Here is a 9,931-nt window from a genome sequence, read left to right as displayed (position 1 = left end):
GGTCGACGGGGCCGGGGGCCCGCCGACCCGCGCCGGCCGGGCCGCGCCCGCCGAACACCACCGAACCCCCAGAACTCACAGGGAAGTCACCATGACCACCACCCCGACCACCGATCTCGCCTACCTCACCGCGACCGAGGCCCTGGCCGCCTTCCGCACCCGCGAGCTCTCCCCCGTCGAACTGCTCACCGCCGTCCTGGACCGGGCCGCCGCCGCCGAGCCCGTCGTCAACGCGGTCGTGGAGTCCCTGCACGACCAGGCGTTCGCGGCGGCGCGCGAGGCCGAGCAGCGCTACCTCGGCAAGGGTCGCGGCGAGGTTCGCCCGCTGGAGGGCATCCCGGTCGCGGCCAAGGAGGAGCACCCCATCGAGGGGCATTCGATCCGTCAGGGATCGCTGCTGCTCGTCGACGAGGTCGCCACCGAGACGCACCCGGTGATCCAGCGGATCACCGACGCGGGCGGCATCGTGCACATGCGCACCAGCACGCCCGAGTTCTGCGCCGCCGGGTTCACCAGTTCGAAGTTGTGGGGGGTGACCCGTAATCCGTGGAACCCCGAGTACTCGTGCGGCGGTTCGTCGGGTGGTTCGGGTGCCGCGCTGGCCGCCGGATACGCGCCGCTGGCCAGCGGCTCCGACATCGGCGGTTCGATCCGCATCCCGGCCTCGTTCAACGGTGTCGTGGGGTTCAAGCCGCCGTTCGGCCGGGTGCCGGCGATGCCGCCGTACAGCCTCGACCAGTACTGCCACGACGGCCCGATGGCGCGCACGGTCGCCGACTGCGCGCTGCTGGAGAACGTCATCGCGGGGCCGTGGAAGGGCGACGTCGTGTCGCTGCGTCCGAAGCTGGTACTGCCCGAGCAGTACGCCGGCGCGCGCGGCGCGGAGGGCCTGCGGATCGCGCTCAGCGTCACCCTCGGCGACCACCCGATCGACCCCGAGGTGGCCGCCAACACGCGCGCCACCGCCGAGGCCCTGCGCGCCGCGGGTGCGGTGGTCGAGGAGGTCGAGCTGAGCTGGACCCGCGAGTTGGTCAACCGGGCCCTGATGGCCCACTTCGCCGCGATCATGGGCGCCGAGGCGGGCGAGGCGATCAATGCCGCGCCGGACCTGGTCAACCCGTACCTGCGGGCGTTCCACGAGAAGGCCGCGGCCTGCCGGACCTCGTTCGCCGAGGGGCTCGCCCTGGAAGGCGCCATCTACGCCGAACTGGGCGAACTGCTCGACGGGTTCGACGCGTTGATCTGCCCCACCACGGCCATCCCGGCGTTCGTCGCGGACGACGACTACACCGAGACCAAGGTCGTGGTGGACGGCGTCGAGCTGGACTTCTACCTGGACGCGGCGCTGACCCCGCCGTTCAACATCTGCAGCCGGGTCCCCGTCCTGGCCGTGCCGTCGGGCTTCGCGTCCAATGGTGTGCCCACCGGTGTGCAGATCGTCGGCAAGACGTACGACGACGAGATGGTCTTCCGCGTCGGCGCGGCCCTCGAAGCGGTCCGTCCCTGGGCCTACACCCCGAACAGCCGCCCGACCCTCTGACGGGATCCCCGGTGCCCGCCCGGCCACACCGGGCGGGCACCGGCGGGCTCACCCGGGCGCGGCCAGGACCGAGCGCAGGGTCGCGGCGATGGTGTCCCCGGCCGCGGCGGGATCCAGGCGGCCGGCGTCGACCTCGTCCGCGGCGGTGTGGATCACCCCGTAGTAGGTCGCGGTCAGCCACGCGGCCGGGAGGTCGGTGCGGACGGCACCCTCGTTCCGACCGCGCGCGACGAGTTCGTCGACCCGGGTCAGGACCCGGGCGTGGTGTCGGCGCAGGCTCGCCTCGCCCAGTGCCTTGAGGGCCGCCCGACGCAGGCCGCGGGTGCGGTCCAGCACCTGCCAGCCCTCGCGGGCGAGTCGCACCAGTGCCTCGTCGGCCGACCCGGCGGTGCCCTCGACGTCGTCGAGCAGCGCGTGCATCTCGCCCAGCACCTGCCCGATCGTGGCTTCCAGGAGCACGTCCCGGGAGCCGAAGTGCCCGTACAGGGTCACCCGTCCGACGCCGGCGGCGCGTGCGATGTCCGTCATCGTGGCGTCCGGGTCGCGCCCGAAGGCGCCGAGCGCGGCGGCGAGGATGGCGGCGATGTTGCGTTCGGCGTCGGCTCGTCGCCGTACGGCCGGTGGTGATGGCGCACCCATGGTGGTCAACCCTACTGTCGAAGTCGTCCCGCCCGCGTGGCCGCGGTGCCGGCCCGGTGGCGAGGGTCAGTGCACGTGCCTCGGGCCGTCGGAGGCGGGCGGCCTGCCCGCGGGCACGAGTACCCATGCCACGAGCGCCGCGACCGCGGCCGTGCCCGCGCAGCCGAGGAACGCGTCGGTGTACCCGCCGACTCCACCGGCATCGCCGCCCGCGAGGCTGGGTGCGGCGATCGCCGAGACCAGGGCGACGCCCAGCGCGCCGCCGAGTTCGTGGAAGGTGTTGACGAGGCCCGAGGTGATGCCCGCCTCGTGGTGCCGCACCCGGGACATCGCCGTGGTGGTCGCCGCGACGAAGGCGGGTCCCAGGCCCGCCGCCGCCAGGGCCAACCCGGGGACCACGTCGGACGGTCCGCCGTGCTCGGGCAGCCGGCTCAGCCACAGGGCCCCGGCCGCGGCGATCGTCAGACCGCCCGCTCCCACCGGCCGGGCACCGACCCGACCGACCAGCAGGCTCCCGACATGGGCACCGACGGCCACCGCGACGGCCACCGGCAGGAAGGCCGCCCCGGTCCGCAACGGGCCGAAGCCCAGGGCGTGTTGCAGGTAGAGCGAGCCGAGGAAGAACAGCGGGATCAACAGTCCGCTCGCCACGAGCATCACGAACGCGCCGGAGACCACCGGTCGGCGGGTCAGCAGGGCCAGGGGCACCAGGGGGTCGGTGCGCGTGCGCTCGACGAGGACGAAGAGCGCGTAGCCGACCGCGGCCCCGGCCAGTGACGCCAACGTCCACGGCGACGTCCAACCGAGATCGCCCGCCCGCGTCACACCCAGGATCAACGCCGCCGTTCCCGCCGTGGCCGCGAGCGCTCCCGCCGGGTCCGGGCGGGTTCGCGCGGCGACGGGCGGCGCGACGGGGATCACCGACCCGGCCAGGGCCAGCACGAGCGCGCCGATCGACACGTTGGCGAAGAAGATCCATTGCCAACCCGGGCCGGCCGTCAACAGCCCGCCGACCAGGACGCCGGCCGCCGCCCCGCTCCCGCCGATCGCCGCCCAGACGCCGAGTGCGCGGTTGCGTTCCGGGCCGTGGAAGGTGACCGTCACCAGCGCGAGCGCCGCCGGCGACAACAGCGCGGCCGCAGCGCCCTGCGCGACGCGGGCGCCGAGCAGCACCGCGCCGTTCGGGGCGAATCCGGCGGCCAGCGACGCGGCGGTGAAGACGGCCAGGCCCAGCAGGAATCCGGTCCGCCGGCCCAGCGTGTCCGCGATCCGCCCACCCAGGATCATCAGGCCGCCGAACGCGAGGGCGTAGGCGGTGACCACCCAGGTCAGCGGCTCCCGCCCGAGTCCCAGGTCCGCGCCGATGCTCGGCAGCGCGACGTTCACCACCGTGACGTCCAGGATCAGCATGAACTGTGCGACGCACACCAGGACCAGCACGAACCAACGCCGGGGCACCGGCGGGTCCTGCGCCTCGACCCGCGGATGCGCGTGGGTGTGCGGGTCGGGCACGTGGTGCGCGCCGACCGTGGACGGGCTGTCGTGGGACATCGTTTCGCTCCTCGAAGTGCCGGCCCGAGCGGGCGAGCCGGCGACCGGGTCCGGCCGCCGACACCCGCCGGACATCTCGTACAGGTGTGTTCGAGTAAGCGAAGCGCATCCAGGAAAGCGGTACAACCGTGTTCGAGTTACCTACGCCGAGCGCGTCTCGGGGCGGGGCGGATCGTGCGGGATCGTGCCGTCCCACTCGTCCAGCGGGGCACAGTGCCATCGCCAACCGGTCTGCCGGGCGCAGCCGGGCAGGTCCCGCCGGCCGTTCGCCCACAACAGCGTCTCCCAGGGGTCCGGGTGCGCCGGGGCCCACGGGAACAGCCGTGCCGCGGTGGCCCGCGCGAGGTCGCCGGCCGGCGTGAACTCCACCTCCAGGCCGCGCAGGGCGTCGTACGTGTGCACGAGCATCTCGTCGCAGGCCATCGCCGCGAAGCCGGAGGCGTCGGCCGCGCCGAAGGGGTGAAAGCCGCGCGCGTCGGCGGTGGAGCCCTCGATCACGCGGCCCAGCACGGTCGCGAACGTGTCCAGCGTGCGCACCAGGTCGGCGGGCGGCGTGGCGGGCCGGACCCCGAGGTCCATGGTGCTCAATTCCCGGGCCCCGCCCGCCAGATCCGTGGCATACCAGAGCAGGGTGTCGCCGACGTGCGCGACGGCCTGGGCAACCGTCCACGTCATGCCGGGGACCGGCCGATCCCAATCCCGCCCGACCTGACCTTCGAGGGCTGTCCGGCAGGTTTCCGTCACGACCGAGAGCGTCTTCGCATCCATGGCGTGATTATCTCGACACGGCGCGCGATTTCGGCGCGAAGCCCTTCCCGCGTCGGCATCACTCGTTGGAGGCACTCGGCTCGCGAGGGGTGCGGGACTCGGGTCTGCTGTGGGGTGGGCCGGGTGTCGTCCTCGGTTCCGGAAGGGCATGTGATGACGCCGAAGGCGGATACCAGGGTGCGCGATGCGGTGGGAGCGTCGCCTCGGGAGCGGGCCGATCGGGGGCGGGCGGCGCGGGCGAAGGCGCCCCGCTCCAGTCATGGCGAGTACGCGCCGGTTCGGCGGCGGCCGGATCCGATCGACGTGATCGAGGCGCAGTCGGCGTCGCGGGTGCCGGAGTTGGTGCCGATTCGCTATGGGCGCATGTCGGAGTCGCCGTTTCGGTTCTATCGGGGTGCCGCCGCGATCATGGCCGGGGATCTCGCGGGTACGCCCGCCTCGGGGCTTCGGGCGCAGTTGTGCGGTGACGCGCACCTGATGAATTTCCGCTTGTTGGCCTCGCCCGAACGGCAGCTGCTGTTCGATCTCAACGACTTCGACGAGACCCTGCCCGGTCCGTGGGAGTGGGACGTGAAGCGGTTGGCCACGAGTCTGGTCATCGCGGGGCGGGAGAACGGCTACACCGATGAAGAGCGTGCGCACGTGGTCGCCGCGACCGTTCGCACCTATCGGGAACAGATGCGCCGGTTCGCCGGGATGCGCAATCTCGACGTGTGGTACGCCAAGGCCGACGCGGACCTGCTCCAGGCCCTGGCATCGGGACGGTTGCACAAGCGCGGGCGCAAGCGGATGTCCCGGGCACTGGCCAAGGCGCGCACCCGGGACAGCCTCCAGGCGTTCGGCAAGCTCACCCACGAGGTCGACGGTCGGCCCCGGATCGTCTCGTCGCCGCCGCTGATCACTCCGGTCTCCGAACTCCTCCTCCCCGATGGCATGCACAACGCGCTGCGCGAGCGGCTCGACGAACTGATCGACCGCTATCGACGCACGCTGCGCTCGGACCTTCGGCGCCTGCTCGACCAGTACACCGTGGTGGACATGGCCCGCAAGGTGGTCGGGGTGGGCAGCGTGGGCACCCGTTGTTGGATCATCCTGCTGATGGGGCGGGACGGCCGGGATCCGTTGTTCCTCCAGGCCAAGGAGGCCGACACCTCCGTGCTGGCGGCGCATGCGGGCGCGAGCGCGTATCCGATGCAGGGCGAGCGCGTGGTCGCGGGTCAGCGCCTGATGCAGGCCGCGGGTGACATGATGTTGGGCTGGATCCGCCTGGATGGCATCGATGGTCGCGAACGCGACTTCTACGTACGGCAGTTGCGCGACTGGAAGGGCATCGCCGAGCCGTCCCTGATGGTGCCGCGCGGCATGCGCGCGTTCGGCGAGCTGTGTGGCGCGACGCTGGCCCGCGCGCATGCCAGGTCCGGGGACCGGATCGCGATCGCGGCCTACCTGGGCGGTGGCGACGTGTTCGACCGGGCCCTGACCACCTTCGCCGAGGCGTACGCCGACCAGAACGAACACGACCACGCGGCCCTGTTGGCGGCGGTGAAATCGGGACGGGTGAGCGCCGAGGACGCGTAGGGCGTCCGGCCGGACGCGAATCGGGGCCGCTGCCCGGCCGGCACCCGATGCCATCGGTCGAACGTCGACGCGCCGCCGCCCCCTGTCGCCCCGTGGTGGGGGCGACAGGGGGCGACAGGGGGCGGCGGGTGAAGGGGGTGGTTACTCCTTCGAAGGGGTGGTCACTCCTTTGCGCCGACCGCGTCGATGGGTTCGATGCGCAGCAGGCGTCGGGTGACCGGGGCCACCGAGAGCGGCGCCAGGAGCAGGGCTGCGGCGCTGATGCCGAGGAGCAGCGGGATCGGGATGTAGGGGGTGCTCTCGCCGAAGGCGCCCTTGCCGAACGGGACGAGCGTGATCATCGCGATGGTCAGGCCCAGGGCCAGGCCGATGACGCCGACCAGGACCGCCTCGCCGCGCATCACCGCGCGCACCTGGGCGTGGGTGCTGCCGATCATCCGCATCAGGCCGAGTTCGCGGCGGCGGGCGGCGGTGGAGACGATCATCGTGTTGACGGCGGCGATGGTGGCGAAGCCGGCCAGGATGATCAGCATCACCTGGTTGGTCCACTTGTTGGTTTCCCGGGCCTGGTCGCGCTCGGCGGCGTAGCCGGCGCGGTCGGAGACCTTGGCGGCGGGGTGTTGCCCGGCGACCTTGCTCAGTGCGGCGTCGGCGGCGGCGGTGTCCGCACCGTCGGCGAAGCGTACGAGCAGGCGGCCGTCCATGGCGGCGTCGACGTGGTGTTCCACGGTGGCGCGCGGGAGGGTGACCGCCGCGGTGCCCAGGCCGCGGTCGTAGGTGGCCACCAGGGTCGGCTTGATCTTGGTGCCATCGCCGAGGCGCATCTCGATGGGCTTGCCGACCCGTGCCTTGACGACGTCGGCGGTGAGCCGGTCCATCGCGACCGCGCCGCCGGGGGGCTGGGCCGCGCCGGGGCGCAGGGCGGCCAGGTCTCCGTTGCGGACGCCGAGGTCGAGGACCTTGGCGAGGTCGCCGCCGGTGCCGCCGACGGCCTGGGTGGGGTACTTCTCCAGCGCGTCGGAGGTGGACATGACCACGCTGGTGGTCAGGATCGAGGCGACCGCGTCGACGCCGGGGATGTGTGCGATGTCGCCGGCCGTGCGGGCCGGGAAGCCGGGGCCGGTGACCACCCGGTCGGCGGTCAGGGCGGCCTTGGACTGCTTTTCGCTGTAGTGGTCCTGCGCGGCGAACATGAACATGAGCGTGGTCGCGAAGGCGACGGTGAGCGTGATCGGGGTGATCGCGGAGGCCAGGCGGCGCGAGTTCGTGCGGGCGTTGTCGAAGGCGAGTTGCCCGGGGGCGCCGAACAGGCGCAGGACGACGCCGGTGAGCAGGACGAACAGGTGCGCGATGAGCGGGCCGAGCAGGCCGACGCCGAGCATGAACAGCATGATCACGCCACTGGCCGCCGCGACCGCCTGATCGCCGCTGACCTTCATCGCGAGGCCGGAGAGGACCGCCGCGCCGGCGAGCGCGACCAGGCCCAGGCCCAGGCGGAACCAGCCGACTCGGGCCCGCTCGACACCGGCTTCGCCGAGTGCCTCGGTGGGCTTGGTCCGGGCGCTTGCCCGGGCGGCCAGGAGCCCGGCGAGGACCGCGGACAGGATGCCGGCGCCGACCGCGGCGAGCATCGGGAACGGGCTGATCGACAGGCTCACGCCGTGCTCGACCATGCCCCGGTCGACCATCCGGTCGAACCACAACCGGGCGAGCAGGGTCCCGGGCAGCACCCCGACCAGGCCGGCGGCCAAGGCCACGCAGCCCGCCTCGGTGGCGATCATGCGGCGGATCTGCCAGGGGGTGGCGCCCACGGCGCGCAACAGGGCGAAGTCGCGGCGGCGCTGGGCCACGGACAGCGAGGTGGCACCGGCGACGACGAAGATCGAGACCATCGCGACGACGCCGCCGAAGGACCCGCCGACGGCGGTGAGCATGACCTTGGTGTCGCCCAGTGCGGGGTGGTCGACCTCGCCGCGCCCGTCCCCGGTGCGGACCTTGACGTCGGCGTCCTTGAGGGTCTTGCGCAGGTCGCCGGCGACCTTCCCGGTGGAGGCGCCGTCGGCGAGCAGGACGCCGAACGCGGTCACCTTGCCGGGATTCCCGGCGAGTCCGGCCGCCGCGGAGTCGGCGACGTACAGGTGGGCGCCCCGGCCCGGGACCACGGTCGCGACCTTGAGGGTGGTCTCGCCCGAGGGGGTGGTCACCCGCAGCGTGCTGCCGGGGACGATGCCGGTGCCGGCCCGGGCGGCGGCGTCGGTGGTCAGCACCGCCTCGCCGGCCCCGGGGGCGATGCCGACCTGGGTGGTGCCCGCCAGGCGGGCGGCGGACCAGGGGTGGGCGTCGAGGACCGCGGCGGGAGTCTGCGCGGGGAAGGTGAGGTCGGGCAGGACGGTGGCGACACCGGGTACGGCCGCGATGCGCGCGGCCAGCCCGGCGTCGATCCGGGAGCGCTCGGGCAGGGCGACGGTGGCTTCCTCCTTGTCCTCGCCGCTGCCGAAGGTCTTGTGCACGCTGTTCTGGCCGGCGACCACGATCGGCGTGTCCGCGTAACGACCGGGCGGTACGTGGGCGCGCAGGCCGCTTTCCAGGAAGATCCCGCACATCGTCACCAGCGTGGCGGCGAACAGCAGGGCGATGAAGGACCCGGCGAAGGACGCGGGTCGAAAGCGCACGGAGGTACGGGCGAGCCCGTTGCTGCGGAACATCAGGCGGCCCGCCCCTGCGCTCGGGCCGGCTGCGACAGGGCGACCATCCGGGCGGCGACCGCTTCGGGGGTGGGTGCGTGCAGGTGGCCGGCCAGGTGACCGGCGGCGAGGAAGACGACCCGATCGGCGTAGGAGGCGGCGACCGGGTCGTGGGTGACCATGACGATGGTGGCGCCGCTCTCGTCGACGGCCCGGCGCAGCAGCCCGAGCACGTCGGCGGCCGTGGTGGTGTCCAGCGCCCCGGTGGGCTCGTCGGCGAACAGCACGTCGGGCCGGGTGACCAGGGCGCGGGCGATCGCGACGCGTTGTTGTTGGCCGCCGGAGAGCTGCGCGGGGCGACGGTTCGCGTGCTCGTGCAGACCGACCATGGCGAGCACCTCGGCGGCGCGGCGGCGGTCGGCGCGTTCGCCGGCCAGGCGCAGCGGGAGCAGCACGTTCTTCTCGACGGTGAGCGAGGGCAGCAGGTTGAACGCCTGGAAGACGAAGCCCAGGCGGGTGCGGCGCAGCCGGGTGAGTTGGTTCTCGTTCATCGCGGTGAGGTCGTCGTCGCCCAGCAGCACACGACCCGAGCCGGGCTTGTCGAGTCCGGCGGCGCAGTGCAGGAAGGTGCTCTTGCCGGAGCCGGAGGGGCCCATCACGGCGGTGAAGGTGCCCTGGGGGATCTGCAGATCGACACCGCGCAACGCGTGCACCGTCTCCGCGCCGCTCCCGTAGGTCTTGACGACCCCTTCGAGTCGTACGGCGGGCGGGCCGGCGGGGGCGGGTGCCGGCGCCTGAGCGGCGGGTGCGTACGGGAAGGCGACGGGCTCGCCGTGGTGCGGGGGGAGCCGGTGCGGTACGGACCGGTCCGGGCGGGGGGACGCGGCGGGCCCCGGATTCGCCCGTCGGTCGCCTCGTTTGCCTCGCCCGAACATGGTGCCTCCCGTAAAGATTTCGACCGTCGAGTGATTCGGCGACCACGACGCCATGGGTGTGCGGCGGCGGATGTCCGGGCCGGCCCGGGTGCGGGGTGATCCCGCACTCCGGCAGTGCGTTGGGCACTGGTGGCTCGTCGTGGGTCCGGCCGCGCCGAGAAGGCGCGTCGGAAGCCGAATTCGGGGACTCGATCGGTGCCCCGAACCGCCCCCGTGCGTTGTGCTCACAACTGTGC

The 9,931-nt window shown here is 73.1% G+C and carries 7 protein-coding genes; 2 read left to right on the top strand and 5 right to left on the bottom strand.

All coding sequences use genetic code 11. The annotated features are described in order from the left end of the window. The first annotated feature begins 91 nt into the window (after nucleotides 1–91). Nucleotides 92–1,540 (top strand): amidase, encoded by a 1,449-nt coding sequence (locus tag ACFXMF_RS44590; protein ID WP_379992894.1) that lies wholly within the window; start codon nucleotides 92–94, stop codon nucleotides 1,538–1,540. 48 nt (nucleotides 1,541–1,588) lie between these two features. Here the strand turns inward: ACFXMF_RS44590 and ACFXMF_RS44585 are convergent, their stop codons facing one another. From ACFXMF_RS44585 to ACFXMF_RS44575, 3 genes are all read right to left on the bottom strand, one after another. Further along, nucleotides 1,589–2,179 carry a TetR/AcrR family transcriptional regulator gene (locus tag ACFXMF_RS44585; protein WP_379992633.1) on the bottom strand — a complete coding sequence of 197 codons (591 nt, stop codon included), beginning with the start codon at nucleotides 2,177–2,179 and terminating at the stop codon, nucleotides 1,589–1,591. Nucleotides 2,180–2,245: 66 nt separating this feature from the next. Further along, entirely contained in the window at nucleotides 2,246–3,730 is a 1,485-nt protein-coding gene (locus tag ACFXMF_RS44580) for an MFS transporter (protein ID WP_379992634.1), read from the bottom strand. Nucleotides 3,731–3,871: 141 nt separating this feature from the next. Then, nucleotides 3,872–4,498, bottom strand: a complete 627-nt coding sequence (locus ACFXMF_RS44575; protein ID WP_380021195.1) for a maleylpyruvate isomerase N-terminal domain-containing protein — start codon at nucleotides 4,496–4,498, stop codon at nucleotides 3,872–3,874. Between the two features lie 153 nt (nucleotides 4,499–4,651). Between ACFXMF_RS44575 and ACFXMF_RS44570 the strand changes: the two genes are divergently transcribed. Further along, nucleotides 4,652–6,076 carry a DUF2252 domain-containing protein gene (locus ACFXMF_RS44570; RefSeq protein ID WP_360312210.1) on the top strand — a complete coding sequence of 475 codons (1,425 nt, stop codon included), beginning with the start codon at nucleotides 4,652–4,654 and terminating at the stop codon, nucleotides 6,074–6,076. A 161-nt stretch (nucleotides 6,077–6,237) separates the two neighbouring features. Here the strand turns inward: ACFXMF_RS44570 and ACFXMF_RS44565 are convergent, their stop codons facing one another. Further along, nucleotides 6,238–8,781 carry an ABC transporter permease gene (locus ACFXMF_RS44565; RefSeq protein WP_360312212.1) on the bottom strand — a complete coding sequence of 848 codons (2,544 nt, stop codon included), beginning with the start codon at nucleotides 8,779–8,781 and terminating at the stop codon, nucleotides 6,238–6,240. Beyond that, nucleotides 8,781–9,695: an ABC transporter ATP-binding protein gene (locus ACFXMF_RS44560; protein WP_379989772.1), complete on the bottom strand. Its 915-nt coding sequence runs from the start codon at nucleotides 9,693–9,695 to the stop codon at nucleotides 8,781–8,783. Before ACFXMF_RS44560 ends, ACFXMF_RS44565 begins: the two co-directional genes overlap by 1 nt. Nucleotides 9,696–9,931 lie beyond the last annotated feature (236 nt).

This window comes from Embleya sp. NPDC059213, assembly GCF_042754445.1.
GTDB lineage: Bacteria > Actinomycetota > Actinomycetes > Streptomycetales > Streptomycetaceae > Embleya.
The sequence above is the reverse complement of the archived record's forward strand: the minus strand, read 5'-3'. Positions and strand labels throughout refer to the sequence as shown.

What these genes read in the sequence shown, in the direction of transcription:
- ACFXMF_RS44590 (WP_379992894.1), top strand. Translation starts at nt 92, where the DNA reads ATGACCACCACCCCGACCACCGATCTCGCCTACCTCACCGCGACCGAG.
- ACFXMF_RS44585 (WP_379992633.1), bottom strand. Translation starts at nt 2,179, where the DNA reads ATGGGTGCGCCATCACCACCGGCCGTACGGCGACGAGCCGACGCCGAA.
- ACFXMF_RS44580 (WP_379992634.1), bottom strand. Translation starts at nt 3,730, where the DNA reads ATGTCCCACGACAGCCCGTCCACGGTCGGCGCGCACCACGTGCCCGAC.
- ACFXMF_RS44575 (WP_380021195.1), bottom strand. Translation starts at nt 4,498, where the DNA reads ATGGATGCGAAGACGCTCTCGGTCGTGACGGAAACCTGCCGGACAGCC.
- ACFXMF_RS44570 (WP_360312210.1), top strand. Translation starts at nt 4,652, where the DNA reads ATGACGCCGAAGGCGGATACCAGGGTGCGCGATGCGGTGGGAGCGTCG.
- ACFXMF_RS44565 (WP_360312212.1), bottom strand. Translation starts at nt 8,781, where the DNA reads ATGTTCCGCAGCAACGGGCTCGCCCGTACCTCCGTGCGCTTTCGACCC.
- ACFXMF_RS44560 (WP_379989772.1), bottom strand. Translation starts at nt 9,695, where the DNA reads ATGTTCGGGCGAGGCAAACGAGGCGACCGACGGGCGAATCCGGGGCCC.